Annotated in this window: 13 protein-coding genes; 11 read left to right on the forward strand and 2 right to left on the reverse strand. The window is 45.0% G+C overall.

Features of this window, described 5'->3' with window-relative positions:
• The first annotated feature begins 58 nt into the window (after window positions 1-58).
• From FDP09_RS07060 to FDP09_RS07110, 11 genes are all read left to right on the forward strand, one after another.
• On the forward strand, window positions 59-1,246 hold the full coding sequence (locus FDP09_RS07060; RefSeq protein ID WP_229683302.1) for a hypothetical protein: 1,188 nt from the start codon (window positions 59-61) through the stop codon (window positions 1,244-1,246).
• Between the two features lie 98 nt (window positions 1,247-1,344).
• The gene (locus FDP09_RS07065; protein ID WP_137401992.1) at window positions 1,345-4,239 is read left to right on the forward strand and encodes a TonB-dependent receptor; all 2,895 of its coding nucleotides are present in this window, start codon (window positions 1,345-1,347) and stop codon (window positions 4,237-4,239) included.
• Between the two features lie 164 nt (window positions 4,240-4,403).
• Window positions 4,404-5,162, forward strand: a complete 759-nt coding sequence (locus FDP09_RS07070; protein WP_187328818.1) for an energy transducer TonB — start codon at window positions 4,404-4,406, stop codon at window positions 5,160-5,162.
• A 301-nt stretch (window positions 5,163-5,463) separates the two neighbouring features.
• Window positions 5,464-5,721 (forward strand): hypothetical protein, encoded by a 258-nt coding sequence (locus FDP09_RS07075; RefSeq protein WP_137401994.1) that lies wholly within the window; start codon window positions 5,464-5,466, stop codon window positions 5,719-5,721.
• Between the two features lie 374 nt (window positions 5,722-6,095).
• Window positions 6,096-9,356, forward strand: coding sequence for a S41 family peptidase (locus FDP09_RS07080; RefSeq protein WP_137401995.1), 3,261 nt, complete (start codon window positions 6,096-6,098; stop codon window positions 9,354-9,356).
• Window positions 9,357-9,531: 175 nt separating this feature from the next.
• Complete coding sequence (locus FDP09_RS07085) at window positions 9,532-10,596, forward strand: hemolysin family protein (RefSeq protein ID WP_137401996.1); 1,065 nt, start codon at window positions 9,532-9,534, stop codon at window positions 10,594-10,596.
• A 36-nt stretch (window positions 10,597-10,632) separates the two neighbouring features.
• Window positions 10,633-11,763: an AI-2E family transporter gene (locus FDP09_RS07090; RefSeq protein ID WP_137401997.1), complete on the forward strand. Its 1,131-nt coding sequence runs from the start codon at window positions 10,633-10,635 to the stop codon at window positions 11,761-11,763.
• Between the two features lie 25 nt (window positions 11,764-11,788).
• Window positions 11,789-11,959 carry a YqaE/Pmp3 family membrane protein gene (locus FDP09_RS07095; RefSeq protein ID WP_137401998.1) on the forward strand — a complete coding sequence of 57 codons (171 nt, stop codon included), beginning with the start codon at window positions 11,789-11,791 and terminating at the stop codon, window positions 11,957-11,959.
• Between the two features lie 33 nt (window positions 11,960-11,992).
• Window positions 11,993-12,796 (forward strand): ion transporter, encoded by an 804-nt coding sequence (locus FDP09_RS07100; protein ID WP_137401999.1) that lies wholly within the window; start codon window positions 11,993-11,995, stop codon window positions 12,794-12,796.
• Between the two features lie 73 nt (window positions 12,797-12,869).
• Complete coding sequence (locus FDP09_RS07105; RefSeq protein ID WP_137402000.1) at window positions 12,870-14,651, forward strand: TrkH family potassium uptake protein; 1,782 nt, start codon at window positions 12,870-12,872, stop codon at window positions 14,649-14,651.
• A 123-nt stretch (window positions 14,652-14,774) separates the two neighbouring features.
• Window positions 14,775-15,467 (forward strand): potassium channel family protein, encoded by a 693-nt coding sequence (locus FDP09_RS07110; protein ID WP_137402001.1) that lies wholly within the window; start codon window positions 14,775-14,777, stop codon window positions 15,465-15,467.
• Between the two features lie 123 nt (window positions 15,468-15,590).
• Here the strand turns inward: FDP09_RS07110 and FDP09_RS07115 are convergent, their stop codons facing one another.
• On the reverse strand, window positions 15,591-16,172 hold the full coding sequence (locus tag FDP09_RS07115; RefSeq protein WP_137402002.1) for a LutC/YkgG family protein: 582 nt from the start codon (window positions 16,170-16,172) through the stop codon (window positions 15,591-15,593).
• Window positions 16,169-17,542 (reverse strand): lactate utilization protein B, encoded by a 1,374-nt coding sequence (locus FDP09_RS07120; protein ID WP_137402003.1) that lies wholly within the window; start codon window positions 17,540-17,542, stop codon window positions 16,169-16,171. The genes FDP09_RS07115 and FDP09_RS07120 overlap by 4 nt, the downstream gene beginning before the upstream one ends.
• Window positions 17,543-17,666 lie beyond the last annotated feature (124 nt).

Below are 17,666 nucleotides of genomic sequence, written 5' to 3' on the forward strand. Positions count from 1 at the left end.
GATTCAGCTTTGTGGAGCGAAAACAAAAAAAGCAAACAAACTAAATCAATTTCATATCATGAAAAAACTCAATCTACTCTTTTTAATGTTGATCGGAGCATCGGTGATGTTCACGTCTTGTAGTGATGATGATCCAACTCCGACCCCAAATCCAGATCCGGAAGATGAAATGGTTCTAAGTGAAAACATCGCCGAAGATATGACCTTGGAGTCCGGCAATGTGTACACCCTTGCCAGCAGAGTGTCTGTATTGGATGGTGTTACTTTGACCATCGAGCCAGGTGTAATCATCAAGGGTGAAGCCGGTTCAGGAGCAAACGCCACTGCGCTGATCATCGCCAGAGGAGGTAAGATCATGGCAGAGGGTACTGCTGATTCTCCCATTATCTTCACTACTATCGCCGACGAAATCATGCCGGGTGAAGTTTTCCATGAAGATGGACTTGCACCCTCTCAGAATGGTCTTTGGGGTGGTCTATTGATCCTAGGTAGAGCACCTATTTCGGTAGGTGGTGATAATACTGAAGCTCAAATCGAAGGCATTCCACCATCCGATACCAACGGTCTTTACGGAGGATCCGATGCTGAAGATGACTCTGGTGTATTGAAATATGTTTCTATCCGTCATGGAGGTGCTAACATCGGAGACGGTAACGAAATCAACGGATTGACACTAGGTGGCGTAGGTTCTACTACCGTGATCGAAAATGTAGAAGTGATCGGTAACCAAGATGACGGTATCGAGTGGTTCGGTGGTACAGTTAGCGTTAAAAATGCAATTGTATGGAATGCTGGTGATGATGCTATCGATGCTGATCAGTCTTGGAATGGTGTTCTTGATAACTTTATCGTTGTAAATGCTGGTGACAAGACTTTTGAGCTTGATGGACCAGAAGGTGCTTATGTAGATGGAAACTACACGTTGACCAATGGATCTATCATCGCCGGGAGCGCAGCAGGTTTGGTGGACAATGACGAAAACACCAATGTGAACATGTCTAACATCTACTTTACTAGTTTGATGGATGGCCAGACGTTTGACGAACTACCGACTGTAGCCAGTGAGTTCAGCAACTTTGAAGTGACACTTCCTGAAGGTGGTACAGTAGCGGACTTCTTCTTGGGTGGATCTGCTGATTTCACTACAGCTGTAGCAGAAGGAGAAAATACGGTAGGTGCTGACAAGTCTGTTTTTGCAGGATGGTCTTGGACTTCCGTATCAGGCTCCTTGGACATTTTGAAATAATACAATAATCATCCACATAAAGAAGGGATCGTTCTCGATCCCTTCACTTTACTTTTTAAACTTAAAATCGTTCGCTGTAACATATAATTCTAAAAACAATGAAAAAGATCTTTGTAGCCTTTACCTTCTTGGTATTTGCTGCTATCCCTCAACTCGCTTTGGCCCAGCAGGGAACCATTCGAGGAAACATTATTGACGAAGGTTTAGGAGAACCTTTGATCGGGGTTTCTGTGTTGGTTAAAGAAACACAGACCGGTGCTGTTACGGACCTGGACGGAGCTTTTGAAATCAAGCTTGCGCCCGGAACTTATTCGCTTGTAGCGTCTTTCATTTCTTTTAACAAAGTAGAAATCAGTGGTGTAGAGGTAAAGCCTGGTGAGGTCACACTATTAAGTGACATCAAAATGGGGGAGGCTACTGAAGAATTGGAGTCTGTAGTGGTATCTGCCAAAGCGATCAGGACCACTGAGGCAGCCTTGATGACCGTAAAGCGAAATGCTGCCAATGTGATTGACGGTATTTCTGCTTCCACTTTCAGAAAAATCGGGGACAGCGACGCTGCTTCTGCCATCAAAAGGGTGACGGGAGTTTCCATCGAGGGTGGAAAATATGTTTACATTCGTGGTCTGGGCGATCGCTATACCAAAACCGTTTTGAACGGTGTGGATATTCCTGGGCTGGATCCTGACCGAAACTCTATCCAAATGGACATTTTCCCCACTAACGTGGTGGATAATATTATTGTATCCAAGTCATTTACCAGTAACCTGCCGGCAGACTTTACCGGAGGTGTTGTGGATATCGAAACGAAGGATTTTCCAGAAGAAAAAACATTCAAAGTAAGCATTAGTGGAGGTTACAATCCTTCCATGCACTTTAACAGTAACTACCTTCGTGTGAATGGTAGTGGTACAGATTTTTTAGGCTTTGATAATGGTTACCGTGATATTCCTACGGGAGGTAGTACAGATATACCCCAGTACGCTCAGGTGGTCGGCAATCCTGATGGCCCCAGAGGACAAGAATACCAAAGGATACTAAGGGACTTCAATCCCACCATGGGCGGTTATCGTGATCGCAGCTTGATGGACATGAGTCTAGGGCTATCTTATGGTAACCAAGTGGCCGTAGGGAATGATAATAAATTAGGCTATAACTTAGCATTGACCTATAGCAATGAAACTACCTTTTTCCAAGATGCAGAGTATAATTTGTTTGGTAAGCCAAGTGATGCCGGCGAATATGAGTTGACTCCACTAGAAACCCAGATTGGTGATTATGGAGTAAACAATGTCCTTCTGGGTGGAATGGCTGGCGTGGCCTACAAAACAGGTCTTTCCAAATTCAAATTGAATCTCCTTCGCCTGCAAAATGGCGAGTCCAAAGTGGGACAGTTTGATTTTGAGAGTACCAATGTAGGAACCGTTTACGGGGCTAATCAGTACAATATCGAATACAGTGAGCGTTCGTTGACCAATATCCTGTTAAGTGGTGAACATAAGTTGGGTCCAACAAATGATTGGGAGTTAAACTGGAAGGTTTCGCCAACTAGATCGGTAATCAATGATCCGGATGTAAGAATTCTTCGGTTCAGGGATACCAATAACTCTATCTCCACTGAGGTGGGACTTCCCGAGCGGATATGGAGAAATCTGGAGGAGGACAATGTAGTAGGAAAAGTAGATGTCATTAAGAACTACACGTTTAGGGATAGCCCTGCCAAGTTTGGTTTCGGAACCAGCTATACCTACAAGCAACGGGATTTCTTGATCCAGAGCTTTCAGTTTCCCATGGGCGATAACAACAATACTGATCCATTTAACGGGGATCCCAATGATGTGTTTACTGAAGACAGGTTGTTTTCGGCTGATCACGTGAACGGTATCCGGTATGATCCTTTGTTTTTGCCCAATAACCCGAATGAATACAATGCCAGCATCAATAACCTTGGTGTGTATGTAAATACGGAGATTACTCCTTGGGAAAAGCTTAAGGCGATCATCGGCGTTCGTATGGAAAAATATCAACAGTATTACACTGGTAAAAACCAGACGGCTACCATCGTTTACGATAATGAAAAGGTACTTGATGATACTGATTTCTTCCCTACCCTTAACTTGATCTATGACCTGGGAGAAATCCAAAACCTACGTTTTTCATATTCCAGAACTATCGCAAGGCCTTCATTTAAAGAGATGTCATATGCAGAAATTTTGGATCCGATTTCGGGAAGAACATTTGTAGGGGGCTTATTTGAAGAGCGGACAAATGGCGGTGCAGATGTGCTTTGGGATGGTAACCTACAGTCCACTCGAGTTCATAACTTGGACGCTCGCTGGGAAATGTTCCCTAAGCGGGGTGAGATATTTTCAGCCAGTCTTTTCCATAAAAGATTTGCCGATCCGATCGAAATGGTTCAGTTCCTTTCTGACCCTGGATCCTTCCAGCCTAGAAATGTAGGTGATGGGCAAGTGACAGGGGTAGAGTTGGAAGTGAGAAAGTCACTTGATATCATCACTCCGGCTGCAGAAAATTTCTTCTTTAATGCCAACCTTACCTTTACCCAATCCAGCATTCAGATGTCCGAATCTGAGTTACGGTCCAGAGAGCTTTCCGCAAGGGAAGGAGAAGAAATCTCTTCCACACGGGATATGGCCGGTCAAGCACCCTATATCATCAACACCGGGTTGGCCTACGAAAACTGGGAATCCGGATGGGAAGCTGGCGTTTACTATAACGTGCAGGGAAGCACTTTGTCTTATATAGGCTTTGCCAATAGAACGGACACTTACACGGTGCCTTTCCACAGCTTGAACCTGAACATCAACAAGTCATTTGGCGCAGATGACCGGTTCCAGACCGGCTTGAAGGTGACCAACTTGCTGAATGATAAAAAAGAAGAAGTGTTCCGCTCTTACAATGCTGCTGACCAAATCTTCACCAGCCTTTCTCCAGGTACGGAAATCAGCATCAAACTGGGCTACACTTTCTGATAATGTGCCTTCAATAGTTAGTTAATTAACCTTTATTATACGAAAACGTGGGTAGCAATATCCACGTTTTTTTCTTTTATTTTTCTATATTTCGACCATGTATTTGTTGTGCTTAGGTTTATTAGGCCATGAAATCAACATTTCTGTTTTACTCCTATCATGTTATGAATAAGAAATTGCTACTATTACTTTTTGTTGTTTTGGGAAATAATCTTTTTGCTCAGGACTTCGTCCCATTACAGGATTTTATTCCCTTGAATAAATACAAAATTGAAATCAAGGATTTGGATAAGTACAGCGCTTATTATTTTGAACAAATTTTAATGGATACTATAAGCGAAAAGCATTCAATTATATATGACACTTTATATAATATTGATTCCGAGTATATCATCTTTTTTTCAGCCAATAGTAAACCCAGTGAGCGTATCACCATAACCTATAATGATAGTGGCGATACAACCAGGCTGGTATATACAGATTGTATTAACCAAATAACAACATATCGCTACTATGACCAAGGCCAAAAGTTTGCTGAATATGAGTATAAGAGCCATACTGAAATTTCTGGCTGGGTGGTGGATGAAAAAGGGGAAAAATCAACATCAGATGTCGATTATTACCGCCCTAGGTTACGTGTCTCTTTTAAGGATCATGCGCAGTTTTTGGATAGGAACCTCAGGTTTCCAAAAGACTGTCGCCGAAAAGGGATCGAAGGAAATGTTTACTTGAGCCTCAAGATAGATTCCGAAGGAAAATTGATTGGAGTTGATGTGATGAACCCTGAGGATGTTGATTTGAGCCTACAGCATGAGGCCGTTAGGGTAATGTCGCGGTACCCTTGGGATTTTATACCCGCTCAGGACAGGTCAGGAAACCCCGTTGAAAGCGAGTTAAAACAGCCAATTAATTTTAGGCTTTAACAATTTTTAAAAATAGAATCAGTCAAAATCTGCCCAATCAGCGCTGTTTGCGTTCCATTAAAAAACGATGCTCCTCATTGACCCTCTTTCCAACCTTAAACCCGGAATATGCATTAGCCTATCTGTTGCTACCTGAAACTGCTTCAAAATCAGCCATTTCACTTTAGTTTTCGGCATAACCGTAGCGGTGCTACGCTAATGCCTCCAAACTAACTGATTTTCTTGCAATTTCAGCTCTCACTACGATTCCTAACGCATATTTGGGGTTCAATCCAGTTTAGTTAGTGTGTATCTGGAAAATATGGGTTCTATATTTTTCCCTTGGGCAGTTATTTTTCTAGCTAAATCCCTGGGTGGTTTTCATCCCTTTACCTTTGTTACTTTTTTGCTTCAGGTCAAAAAAGTGACCAAAAAACCCCGCCGCTGTGCAGCTATTGGGCTAAAATTAAAACCTTCCCTCATGCAGGCAAACTCCTTCATTTTAGCTTCCAACATTCTTTTGGTCAGCATTTCGTCAAACAAGCCTGCCTTTTTGCCCGCTCGCTTTTTAATTTCTTAACGCCCAATACCTGCAAGGCGGATTCAGTTAAAAAGTCCCAAAAATGTATGGCTTCCGTCATTGGCGGAGGGTCATATAGAAGGTGCAGGTGGTCACCTGCACCAAAAATGATTACACACAAAAGGGTAAGTTCCGTAGGAACGGCAGATATAAATGCATTTTGCCTGTGGCTGCTGCTGGTGATCCGAAAGTCTTGGATGAAATCCCCAATTTTCTAATCGTTCAGTTTTTCAATATGCCTTCTATTTCACAACACTTTCAGGGATTTTTTTATCTTTGGTATGCCCTAACGGTTTTTGGTTGGGATTGTGCACGATAGCGTACGCTTGGGGCTTTTGTATCAAATTGATTTTTCTTAAAAACTTTCAGAGAGCATGTTGACAAAACTTAGCAAATTACTTGGTGCTGCACTGCTGGTACCATTTGCCAGTTGGGCGCAGGTGGATGCCAAGATCGCGCAGTACCCCGATGTATCTGATTCGCATATCACTTTCAGCTATGGCGGTGATATTTGGGTTGTGGCCAAATCGGGTGGCTTGGCCAATCGGCTGACGACCTCAAAAGGGACAGAGTCCTTCCCCAAGTTTTCACCTGATGGCAGTAAGGTAGCCTTCAGTGGGGTCTATAACGGCAACACAGATGTCTATGTGATGCCCACCCAAGGTGGTGTTCCTGCACGATTGACCTACCACGGCATGAGTGATCGGATGGTGGACTGGTATGGTGACGGCGAGCACCTGCTTTTTGCCTCTTCCCGAGAAAGCGAAAAGCAGCGCTACAACCAATTCTATAAAGTGTCTGTGGACGGTGGACTGCCCGAGAAGCTCCCAGTTCCCTATGGGGAGTTTGGGATGATCTCCCCTGATGGCAGAAAGATCGCCTACACGCCCAAAAGCAGGGCATTTAGGACCTGGAAACGCTATAAAGGCGGTATGGCGACGGATATTTATACCTTTGATCTGGCTAGCAATGCTTCGGAGAATATAAGCAATAGCATCTTTAATGACGAATTTCCCATGTGGACGGAGGACAAGATCTATTTTTTGTCCGATCGCGGATCCCATCAGCGAAACAATATTTACAGCTATGACTTGACCAGCAAGGAAATTGAGCAAATCACCGATTTTAGTGATTTCGATGTGCTATTCCCAAGTATTGGAGATGAGGAAATTGTCTTTACGGCAGGCGGGGAAATTTACCTGCTGAACCTTTCTTCTGGAGAATATTTGCCAGTAAGCATACAGGTGAGCAGTGATGTGGCTTCCCTTATGCCCCGTAAGGAAAAAGTAAACGATTACATCCAAAATGTGTGGCCCAGCTATGACGGTAACCGAGCGGTGTTCGAAGCTAGAGGAGAGCTCTTCTCAGTTCCTGCCAAGGATGGTCCAGTGATCAATCTCACACAGTCTTCCGGAGTGGCGGAGCGCTATCCTTCTTGGTCACCTGACGGCCGCTACGTGGCATACTGGAGTGATCGCTCAGGCGAATATGAGTTGACAGTCAAAGACCTGAAAAACGGCGGTGAGGAAAAGGAACTCAGTGCTTACGGGGCTGGTTACCGTTATCAGCTATTTTGGTCTCCGGACAGCAAAAAGCTGGCTTTCGTGGACAAGGCGATGGACATTTATGTTTATGACAAGGAAAAAGACAAGACCACTCATGTGGACAAGCAGCTATCCCTGTTTCAATATGGCTTGGATAATTTTTCCGTTTCCTGGTCGCCCGATAGTCGCTACATGGCCTTCGAAAAGAACCTGACCAATCAGCACAATGCCATTGCGATTTTTGATACTGAAGAGACCAAGCTCCATCAGGTGACCTCGGGCTTTTACAGTGACAATAGTCCTGTTTTTGGGCCAGAGGGGAAGTATCTGTATTGTCTGACCAATAGGGACTTTGATCCCGTGTACAGTGACTTTGAGGGCACTTGGGTCTATGCCAATGCCACCCAGTTGGCGGCCATTCCCCTTACCAAGGACACCGTCAGTCCGCTAGCTCCAAAGAATGACAGCACATCGGTAAAAGCCGATGAAAAATCCGATAAAAAGAAAGACAAGGATAAAAAGAAAGATACTGCCGAAGAAGAGGAAAAAGAGGCCGATAAGGCCATTAAAATCGATTGGGACGGTTTGGAGCGACGAATGGTGGTTTTACCACCAGCAGCAGGGAATTATAGCAGCCTAGGTGCCGTGAAAGGCAAAGTCCTGTACCTCAAGCATCCTGTCACCGGTGCTGAATCCCACCAATCCGAACTGGCTTATTATGACTTAGAGGAGCGCGAATCCAAGACTGTGATGGGCAATGTCAGCGGTTATCGGTTGACGGCCAATGGTGAAAAAGCACTGGTGGTTTCCCAAGGTGCCTTTGGTATGATCGCCATCGGAGAGGGCAAGAAACTAGCGGACAAAATGCCCACTGACAGGATGGAGATGACCCTTGTGCCCAAAGAAGAATGGCGGCAGATTTTTAACGATGCCTGGCGTTTAGAAAGGGACTTCTTCTATGATCCCAATATGCACGGTGTGGACTGGGAGGCCATGCGGGACCATTATGGCAGATTAATCGATCATGCCATCACCCGGGAAGATGTCAACTACATCATCGGGGAGCTGATCGGGGAGATCAGTGCCTCTCACACCTACCGTGGCGGTGGAGATACAGAAAGTGCTTCCAGCAAGGCAGTGGGCTATTTGGGCATTGATTGGGGAGTGAAAGATGATGCCTATTACGTGAAGAAAATTATCCGTGGAGCCCCATGGGACAATGAGGCCAGATCACCACTCGATGAAGCTGGTGTGGATATCAGTGAAGGAGACTTTATCCTAGCGGTAAATGGTGTCCCATTGGATATGGAAAAGTCCCCTTGGGCAGCTTTTGAGGACTTGGCAGGTGAGACCGTGGAGCTTACGGTAAATGATCAGGCATCAAGGGATGGTGCCAAAAAAGTGATGGTCACCACTATGGGGACAGAAACCCGTTTGCGAAACCTCGCATGGATCGAATCCAATAGGAAGCGTGTAGAAGAAGCTACGGATGGCAAAATTGGGTATATCTATGTGCCAAGCACAGGCTATGACGGTCAACAAGAGCTGGCCAGGATGTTTTATGCGCAATTTGACAAAAAAGGGCTGGTCATCGATGAGCGCTTCAACAACGGCGGCCAGATTCCAGACCGGTTTATCGAATTGCTGAACAGAGAGCCATTGGCTTTTTGGGCTGTCAGGGATGGAGAGACTTGGCAATGGCCACAAGTCGCTAATTTTGGTCCGAAGGTAATGCTGATCAATGGCTGGAGTGGCTCAGGTGGTGATGCATTTCCGGATTATTTCCGTAAGGCAGGCCTTGGCCCACTGATCGGTACCAGGACTTGGGGAGGCCTGATCGGTATTTCTGGCGCACCTTCCTTGATCGATGGCGGTTCGGTGACAGTACCTACTTTTAGGATGTTTGATCCGAGTGGTGAGTGGTTTAAGGAAGGGCATGGTGTAGATCCCGATATTGAAGTGGAGGAAGATCCGACAGCCTTGGCCAATGGAAAGGATCCACAATTGGAGAAAGCTATTGAAGAGACCTTAAGGCTGTTAAAGGAACATCCTCCGGTCAAGCCAAACGTACCGGAATATGAAGTGAAATAAATCTAAGGATATGAAATTAGTGATGTGACATTTCTATATATTAAGATTTGCACATAGATCCCAAAAAAATAACTTAATCATGCCATGGCTGCACGTCATGGCATGATTTTTAAGTGAGTAATTGAAGAACCTGTGAATTTTTAGTAATTTAAATGATAATACCACATCAATATTTATGGTTTTACTGATCCTTTACCTGACGCTGGCGATAGGGGTGTCTTTTTTATGTTCCACGCTGGAAGCAGCATTACTAAGTATTACACCTTCGTACATTGCTACACAGCAGGAAAAGGGAAAAGCATATGCCACGCAGTTGATGCGGCTAAAAGAAAATATCAACCAGCCCTTGGCGGCTATTTTGTCCTTTAACACCATCGCACATACCGTAGGTGCTGCAGGTGTAGGGGCACAGGCGGTAGAGGTGTTTGGCCAGCAGTATTTTGGCTATATTTCTGCAGGATTGACCATTGCCATTTTGGTGTTATCTGAGATTATTCCCAAATCCATCGGCGCTAATTACTGGAAACAACTGGCGCCGTTTATTGGGGGAATCCTTAAGGTGATGATCTATGGGTTATATCCGTTGGTGAAGGTTTCGGAGTATTTGACGCAGTTTTTCAAATCCGAGGAACAGCATACCACCAGCCGTGAGGAATTGGCAGCCATGGCGACCATCGCCACCAAGGAAGGTGTCTTTAAGGAAGATGAGTCAAAGATCATCCAGAACCTGATCCGGTTTAGATCTATATTGGTGACCAATGTGATGACTCCCAGAACGGTCACGGTGGCCATGGAAGAAAATGAAACGGTAAAGGATTTTTATGCAAAGTCAGATTCGAGGAGATTTTCGAGATTTCCGATTTATAGCAAAACTATTGATGACATCACGGGTTATATCATGAAGCATGATGTGCTGGCAGAACTTGCAGAAGACCATTTTGGCAAAAAGCTTGTGGAGCTAAAGCGCGAGATTACCATCGTATATGAACATTACCCTATACCGTCGGTTTTGGAAACCATGCTGAACAAGCGGGAGCACATCGCCCTTGTCGTGGATAAATATGGAGGGATGTCAGGTATAGTAACCATGGAGGACATTCTGGAAACGCTGCTGGGAATGGAGATTCAGGACGAGAGCGATGAGGAGAAGGACATGCAGGTTTTGGCACGGAGCAAATGGGAAGAAAGGGCAAAAAAAATGGGGATTATCTTCGATACTCCTGGGGAGAACATCGATTAACCGAAATAATTTTAAAAGTACACTTAAGAGATTTTTATGGAAAAGCAATATCCCAGTAGCATCATACTGGCAGCAAAACTAATCGTCCTGTTTCTGACAGTGGCCATCGCCTACTTTTTGAAAAGTGTGTTGGTTCCATTGATGTTTGCATTGGTGATCGCTATTATGTTGTTCCCATTATGTAACTTTCTGGAGCGAATAAAACTGCCCAGGGCTGCAGCATCCATCATCTCGGTCATTGTAGCTACCTTGGTCCTTTCTGGCTTGCTGTATTTTATTGTTCACCAAGTTATCGTTATTGGTAAGGACGGACAGGATATTGCCAATAATTTTGGTGACATTTATGATAAAATCCAAAGTTGGTTGGAGTCAACCTTTGGGCTTCAGCCGGGAGAGCTTATCCAACGGATTCGCAAAGAGGGGCAAGAGTCCCTTTCTGGAGTTGGGAAATACCTGACATCTGTTTTCAGTTCAGCTGGAGGAACCCTGGCCAATGGTGTTTTGGTGCCACTTTATACGTTCTTTTTCTTGTATTACAGGGATTTTTTCAAAGATTTTCTGATACAGGCTATCAAAGGTGCTTCTGCAAGCAAGGTGATGAATACGATCAATAAAATCTATCATGTCATCCAAAGTTACTTGTTGGGGTTAGTGATGGTCATGGGCATCATTGCGGTGCTCAATACAGTGGGGCTGTTGGTGATGGGGCTTGAATACGCCTGGTTTTTTGGGACCTTGGCGGCGATCTTGATCTTGATTCCGTACATTGGGGTGGCGATCGGTTCGTTGGTTCCGGCATTATTTGCCTTGGCCACAATGGATAGCCCTTGGTATGCACTGGGCGTCATTGGTTGGTTTCAGGTGGTACAGTTTCTGGAAGGGAATTTCATCACGCCAAATATCGTAGGGGGAAAGGTCAGCTTGAACCCATTGGTAGCGATTATATCGTTGTTGTTGGGAGGAATGCTATTTGGCCTGGGAGGCTTGATCCTTGCCATTCCAATGGTGGCCGTGATGAAGATTATCTTTGAAATGACCGATGCCACGAAGCCTTTTAGTTTCCTGATTGGAGAGCCTGCAAATGATCATTTGAAGAGAGGTTCCTATGGCAAGTTGCTCGACAAGCATCACCTTAACGAAGAAGAAGACGATTCATCTTCTATTTAACGAAAGACAATATAACAAGAACATCATGACAAATCTTATTCGCATTATATTGGCAGTGATATTACCTCCTTTAGGGGTTTTTTTTACCGTGGGATTGGGCAAATCCTTTTGGATCAATATCCTGCTGACGCTTTTAGGGTTTATCCCTGGGATAATCCATGCCGTATGGATCATTGCCAAGCAGAGTGAACAATAAGGATAGGGAAAGTGTAAAGTAGATGGCTTGACCATGAAATTGACAAGGAAAAGGCTTGCCCATATCGTTTTTGAGTCTGACGATGCTGCTTCGAAGCGCTTTGATGTGGTGCTTTTGGTTGCGATTTTAGGCAGTGTGACGATTGCAATTTTAGATTCTGTTCAAGCACTGCACAATGCATATGGGACGGTATTTTATCTCCTAGAGTGGAGTTTTACGGTGCTTTTTACTATCGAATATCTGCTGCGGGTATGGCTGAGCAGACGTACTGCAGGCTATGTTTTTAGCTTTTACGGAATAGTGGATTTACTGGCGATCTTGCCCACTTACCTTAGCTTGGTCGTGGCCAATAGCCATTTTTTGGCAGTGGTCAGGGCCTTACGGTTTTTGAGAGTGCTCAGGGTGCTTAAGCTAGGGCGTTACTTGCGGGAGGCACAGGTACTGACGGATGCGTTGTACAACAGCCGTTTGAAAATCCAGGTTTTCTTAGGATCTGTCGTTACCATTGTTTTGGTAATGGGTACCGTCATGTTTTTTATCGAAGGGCCGGAGAGTGGATTTACCAGCATCCCCACAGCGATGTACTGGGCCATTGTCACCTTGACCACGGTAGGCTATGGCGATATCTCTCCTGCCACACCCTTGGGACAATTGATGGCCTCGCTGATCATGCTGCTGGGCTATGCGATCATTGCGGTTCCGACAGGAATAGTCACTTCGGAGATATCGGCTTCTGCAAAGCGGGAAAAGCAAGGCGATCGGGCCTGCCATACCTGCCATGCCATGGGGCATGATAAAGATGCCTATCACTGTAAATACTGTGGTACAAGGCTCTAATGCTAAATAAACCCTAAATTGTTATTCGTTTTATATCAAGTTGGCCTAACTTTACCGCATTTAATGGATAGGTATGTATGTAGATAAAAAGCTCATCAAACAAATCATCGAAAAAGTCATCTTGGTGCTTAGTTTTGCGGGGTTTGCCTTGGTGATATATGAAGAAGGCTTCAAAAAACCCTTCTTGACAGCGACAGATTCCCATATGGTGCTCAAGCTAATGCTGTCATTGATTTGGGCTGGTTATATTGCCCTGTACTTTTTGGTCAAGGCCAAAACGGGAGCCTTTACCAAAAAACGAATATCAGAACTGATCGCAATCCTGATCATCAGTGGGATATTGATGTTTATTTTTACGGATTATTCTATCCCGGGGCTTGACGTGGTCACCCAAGCGACGACCGACCGTTTCTTGGTGGATTTATTGGTGGCCGGGGTGTTTTTGATTGAGCTTTCAAAAATAAGCTTGGGTGTCAATGAATTACAGCTGAATCCCCCATTGATATTTATCCTGAGCTTTTTGGTGTTGATCCTTATTGGGACAGTTCTGTTAATGTTGCCCAATTCGGCTCATAAGCCCATCCATTTAATAGATGCCCTTTTTACTTCTACAAGTGCAGTATGTGTTACGGGGCTTATTGTGTTGGATACAGCCAAGGATTTTACGCTCTTCGGACAAATGATCATTATGCTCCTGTTTCAGTTGGGTGGTTTGGGAATGATGACTTTTACCAGTTTTTTTGGTTTTTTTTTCCGGGGAAGCTTCAGTATCCAGAACCAGCTTTTCCTAAAAGACTTTATAAATGAGGAGGACTTTGGCCAGATCTTCAGCACATTGCTGAAGATAATACTATTTACTTTTTTAGTAGAGGGAATAGCGGCCATCTTGATCTTTTTCTCATTGGAAAGTGAGCTTTTTGGAGGAGTGGGGGAAATGCTATTCTTCAGCATCTTTCACAGTATTTCCGGTTTCTGTAATGCAGGGTTTAGCATTCTCAGCGATGGCCTTTACGAGCAAGGGTTCCGAGACAATTATAATATGCAGCTGATCATAGCCTTTTCCATTATTTTGGGAGGGATAGGTTTTCCCGTGGTGCTCAGCTATTATGGGTATTTGAAGCATTTTATCCGGGGGATGTATAGAAAGTTTGTTTACAGGGAAAGCTACCGGCATTTGCCCCGAGTGGTGAATATCGGGACCAGATTGATCGTGATCACGACGGGGATATTGATACTGGTGGGTTTTGCTTCTTACTGGATGCTGGAATATGACCATACCTTGGCAGGGCGGGACAGCTATGGGAAAATGGTGACTGCCTTTTTTGGAGCGGTGACGCCACGTACAGCTGGATTTAATACCGTGGACATGACGGCACTTTCTGTACCTACCGTGCTGATATATTTGCTGCTGATGTGGATAGGAGCTTCTCCGGGTTCCACTGGAGGTGGTTTGAAGACCAGTACCTTTGCGGTGGCCATCCTGAGTTCTTTTAGCATTGCCAAAGGGAAAGATCGGGTGGAGGTGTTTAGAAGGGAAATATCAAGTAGCACCTTGAGAAAGGCTTTTGCAGTGACATTTCTTTCTTTTATGGTCATCGGGTCCGCCGTTTTTGCCTTGATGCTATTTGATCGTGACCTACCGTTGTTGAGTGTGGTTTTTGAGGCATTTTCTGCCTTTTCCACTGTAGGGCTAAGCTTAGGGATTACCGGGAGCTTGAGCTTTGGAAGCAAGATGGTATTGATACTGGCCATGTTTATTGGTCGGGTGGGGATACTGACGTTGTTGATTGCGGTGAGCAAGGGAGTGAAAAACCTGAGCTACCGTTACCCAGAAGAAAGTGTCTTTATTACCTGAGATCGAGATACGTATATTAGCGAGCAGTAAATGGTAAGAAATGGGGTTTATAGTGCTTAATATAGGGGATTTTGGAGTGTTGGTCGTATGACAGAACAACCAGTAACTTAATAAACTAACGATATGAAATTTATCATAGTAGGGATGGGCAATTTTGGGGCTTATTTGGCTGCCCGATTGACCGATAAAGGCCATGAAGTCATTGGTGTGGACAGTGATATGTCGAAAATCGAAGGGGTCAAGGAAAAGGTGACCCATACCATCTGCATGAATGCGACCGATAAACAAGCTGTCAAAAACTTGCCTATCAAGGATACCGATGTCGTGCTCATCGCCATTGGCGAAGATATGGGCGCTTCCATTATGGCCACGGCCGTTTTTAAGGAACTACAGGCCAAAAGGATCATCAGCCGGGCGATTACCAATACCCACGAGACGGTCATCAAGGCCATCGGTATCGATGAAATCATCCACCCCGAGGAAGAAACGGCCGAGCGATTGGCCAAAAAGTTGGAGATGAAAGGCGTAATCGACAGTTTTGATATTTCTGACGGGTACAACATCGTAGAGGTGAATGCACCGAAAGATTTTGTCGGCAAGACCATAGGGGAAACCGACATAAGAAACAGTTTTAATGTCAATATCCTGACGATTATCAAAGTACGGAACCGTCCCAATCTCTTTGGCAATATGCAAGAAAGGCAAAAGGTATTGGGCGTGGTCAGTGGAAACACTATTATAGAGGAAAATGATATCCTTGTACTTTTTGGAGATTTTAAAGATATCCAAAAGATTTTGGACCTGAATGAGGAGTAATAGGGATACTTGGTAAGGTGTGCGGGGGAAATAGAAGGTTGAAAAAGTGCGAGGCTATTTCGCAGATCGGTGTCATTACAGCTTGATTTGCGAAGCAGCCTCTTTTTTGATAGCTTCTGGCAGTTACTTTTTTACCAAAAACACCGTCAAGCTTCTCGGGCCATGGGCACCGATGACAAGGGATTGTTCGATATCCGCCGTTTTTGAGGGGCCGGCAATGAAGACACCGTAACCACCATCGGCTACATTGACCTTTTCATAGGCCTGATGCATGTTGGTAAGCAATGTTTCTTCGCGAATGACAATGATCAGGTGCTGGGCGATAAAGGGAAGTACACGGTGGACGACATTGTTTTCGGGCATCCAAATGGCACCATTTTCGGATACGCCAAGCTCTCCATTCAAAATGGCAAGTTCGACATGCTCCAAGTCGTGCGGATTGGAAATTTTGCTTACATCTACATTTCCATTTACCTCATCCACCAAGGAGGCGATGAGCTGGTCGTTTGTGTAATTTTCCTTTACGAAAGCATCCAGTTCTTCCAAAGTATCCACTACTTGTAACTTACCACCATTGCCGGTAAGACCCTTTTCGTAGCGCTCAATGAGGTTGGTTTCATCGGAAAACTTGAGCAAATCCGGTAAGGGGCTTGCGGCGGGTTTGTTCTTTTTGATGGCTCCTAATATGGCTTCCTTGCTGGTCATTGTTTTCTGTTTTTTTTGTACCATTCCTTAAAACTCTCCTTGGGAACCTCGGGTAGGTCCCGGTGTCTTCCCCAAACATTGATGCTGCTGTAAACCAAGCTTTTAGGGGTGATCTTCAGGGCGGTTCTTGCTACTTTCCCGGCCAGATCATATAGTACAGGTTTGCCAAAGGTCATTCCGGCCACTTTCATGGACAACTTTTTGCTTCGGTCCATGTCTGTGTTCTCAGCAATTACCTGACGCCATTTGTACAGTTGTTCGTGGATATTGATCTTCACCGGGCACACGTCTGAGCAGGAGCCACAAAGTGTCGAGGCAAATGGCAGTGAGCTGTATTTCTTGAGGTCCCTCCCAGGAGACAAGATCGATCCTATCGGCCCGGGCACAGTGTAGTTGTAGCTATGTCCTCCACTTCGTCTATAAATAGGGCAAGTATTCATACATGCGCCACAGCGGATACATTTCAGGGAGTTTTTAAAGTCCTCGCGACCAAGTTGGTCTGTTCTGCCATTGTCCACAAGGATGATGTACAGCTTTTTGCCTTCAGCAGGTCGGTGAAAGTGGGAGCTGTAATTGGTGATGCTCTGTCCTGTAGCACTCCGTGCCAAAAGCCGAAGGAATACCCCTAGGTCAGCGGCACGTGGGATGAGCTTTTCGATCCCCATACATGCGATATGGACATCAGCCAAGTGTGTTCCCATATCTGCATTGCCCTCATTTGTGCAGACCACAAAGCCTCCCGTCTCCGCAATGCCGAAGTTGACCCCGGTAATGGCGGCATTGGCCTGTACAAACTTTTTGCGGAGGTGTTGCCTCGCTGCTTCGGTCAGGTAGTTGGGGTCACTGGCACCTGCTTTGGTACCAATATGATTGTGGAAAATATCGCCAATGTCCTGTTTTTTGAGGTGGATGGCAGGTAAAACGATATGGCTTGGGGTCTGTTTGGCAAATTGGATGATGCGTTCGCCCAAGTCGGTGTCGACGACATCATAACCTTTCTTTTCTAAGTAATGGTTGAGTCCACATTCCTCGGTAAGGATGGATTTACTTTTGACAATATTTTTAACCTTGTTCTCTTGGAGGATGCGATAAACATGTTGGTTGTGCTCTTTGCCATCTTTGGCCCAGAGTACTTCGACACCATTGGCTTTCGCATTGGCCTCAAACTGTTCTAATAGCTCATCTATATGTGAAAGCACATAGTCTTTGGTGGCGGATGCCGTATCCCGTAAGGTCTCCCACTCAGGAATTCCCTGGGCAGAGCGGTCCCTGTTTGAGCGTACATGCCAGAGGGTGTCGTCGTGCCAATGTGTTCTGGCGTCATCTTTTATGAATTCTGCCGCTTCTTCGGCGTGGGTCTTTAATTTCATGTTTCCATTAAATTATGCTGTTACCTCTGATGCGGGACTATCAAAGGCTGGTTTTCGTACGTTGAGCTGCGAGCTCACTATTGATCGTGCCAGGGCATAGCCCTAGGCACAACGGGTTATCTCC

It is taken from the genome of Echinicola rosea, assembly GCF_005281475.1.
In the GTDB taxonomy this organism is placed as follows: domain Bacteria; phylum Bacteroidota; class Bacteroidia; order Cytophagales; family Cyclobacteriaceae; genus Echinicola; species Echinicola rosea.

Excerpts from the sequence above, each read along its gene's own strand:
- FDP09_RS07070 (WP_187328818.1), top strand. The coding sequence starts at position 4,404 with ATGAATAAGAAATTGCTACTATTACTTTTTGTTGTTTTGGGAAATAAT.
- FDP09_RS07110 (WP_137402001.1), top strand. The coding sequence starts at position 14,775 with ATGAAATTTATCATAGTAGGGATGGGCAATTTTGGGGCTTATTTGGCT.
- FDP09_RS07105 (WP_137402000.1), top strand. The coding sequence starts at position 12,870 with ATGTATGTAGATAAAAAGCTCATCAAACAAATCATCGAAAAAGTCATC.
- FDP09_RS07060 (WP_229683302.1), top strand. The coding sequence starts at position 59 with ATGAAAAAACTCAATCTACTCTTTTTAATGTTGATCGGAGCATCGGTG.
- FDP09_RS07100 (WP_137401999.1), top strand. The coding sequence starts at position 11,993 with ATGAAATTGACAAGGAAAAGGCTTGCCCATATCGTTTTTGAGTCTGAC.
- FDP09_RS07080 (WP_137401995.1), top strand. The coding sequence starts at position 6,096 with ATGTTGACAAAACTTAGCAAATTACTTGGTGCTGCACTGCTGGTACCA.
- FDP09_RS07095 (WP_137401998.1), top strand. The coding sequence starts at position 11,789 with ATGACAAATCTTATTCGCATTATATTGGCAGTGATATTACCTCCTTTA.
- FDP09_RS07120 (WP_137402003.1), bottom strand. The coding sequence starts at position 17,542 with ATGAAATTAAAGACCCACGCCGAAGAAGCGGCAGAATTCATAAAAGAT.
- FDP09_RS07085 (WP_137401996.1), top strand. The coding sequence starts at position 9,532 with ATGGTTTTACTGATCCTTTACCTGACGCTGGCGATAGGGGTGTCTTTT.
- FDP09_RS07075 (WP_137401994.1), top strand. The coding sequence starts at position 5,464 with ATGGGTTCTATATTTTTCCCTTGGGCAGTTATTTTTCTAGCTAAATCC.
- FDP09_RS07065 (WP_137401992.1), top strand. The coding sequence starts at position 1,345 with ATGAAAAAGATCTTTGTAGCCTTTACCTTCTTGGTATTTGCTGCTATC.
- FDP09_RS07115 (WP_137402002.1), bottom strand. The coding sequence starts at position 16,172 with ATGACCAGCAAGGAAGCCATATTAGGAGCCATCAAAAAGAACAAACCC.
- FDP09_RS07090 (WP_137401997.1), top strand. The coding sequence starts at position 10,633 with ATGGAAAAGCAATATCCCAGTAGCATCATACTGGCAGCAAAACTAATC.